The sequence below is a fragment of the Pseudomonas sp. HMWF006 genome, assembly GCF_003061205.1.
Lineage (GTDB): Bacteria > Pseudomonadota > Gammaproteobacteria > Pseudomonadales > Pseudomonadaceae > Aquipseudomonas > Aquipseudomonas monsensis.
Map to the genome: position 1 here is coordinate 1 of NZ_QAIU01000581.1, position 1,082 is coordinate 1,082.

1 protein-coding gene is annotated in these 1,082 nt (G+C 65.1%); it reads left to right on the forward strand.

The features are described from left to right. On the forward strand, positions 1-994 hold a 994-nt coding region (locus tag DBR24_RS26645), incomplete at its 5' end, for a DUF1513 domain-containing protein (protein ID WP_128616206.1). Positions 995-1,082: the final 88 nt, after the last annotated feature.

The window sequence follows — 1,082 nt, forward strand, 5'->3', positions numbered from 1 at the left end:
GGCGCGCGATGACACCGATGGCAAGCACTACGCCGTCGGCTATCGGCTGGCCGGCACTCGCGGGTTCGCTACGCCCGTCGGCCAGCGCTGTCGAGACATCATCAACCACCCGACGCTGCCGATCGCGCTGTTCGTCGCCCGCCGGCCGGGCACCGAGAGCTACCTGATCGACCTGCGCGACGGGGCCTTGCTGCAGACCGTGACGTCGCAGCCGAACCGGCACTTCTACGGCCATGCGGTGGTGCACAAGGACGGCGAATACCTGTACGCCACCGAGAACGACACCACCGATCCTGGCCGTGGTTTGCTCGGTGTGTACAAGTTCGAAGGCGAACGGCTGGTGCACAGCGGCGAGATTTCCACCCACGGCCTCGGCCCGCATCAGGTGTCGTGGATGCCGGATGGGGAAACCCTGGTGGTGGCCAACGGCGGGATTCGGACCGAAGCGGAAAGCCGCGTCGACATGAACCTCAACGCCATGGAACCGAGCCTGGTGCTGATGCAGCGCGACGGCACCCTGCTGAGCAAGGAAACCCTCGCCCAGCAGATGAACAGCGTACGTCACCTGGGCATCGCCAGCGACGGCACCATCGTCGCCGGTCAGCAATTCATGGGCGCGTCCCACGAGCGTTCCGAACTGCTGGCGATCAAGCGTCCAGGGCAGCCGTTCGTGGCGTTCCCGGTGCCGGATCACCAGTTGCAGTCAATGGGGCATTACACCGCCAGCGTCGCCGTGCACAGCGATTTACGTCTGGTGGCGCTGACGGCGCCGCGTGGCAACCGGTTCTTCATCTGGGATCTGGACAGCGGCGAAGTGCGCCTCGACGCGCCCTTGCCTGATTGCGCCGGTGTCGGCGCGGTGCAGGACGGGTTTGTCGTGACCTCAGGGCAAGGACGTTGCCGCTACTACGATTGCCGCCAGGATGAACTGCTGGCCAAACCGCTGGAGCTGCCGGCGGGGCTCTGGGACAACCATCTGCATTTGATGGCGTGACGCGCCCCCTGTGGCGAGGGGATTTATCCCCGTTGGGTGGCGAAGCCGCCCTAAAACCTGCAATCGCGGTATGACTGAAGGATTTAGG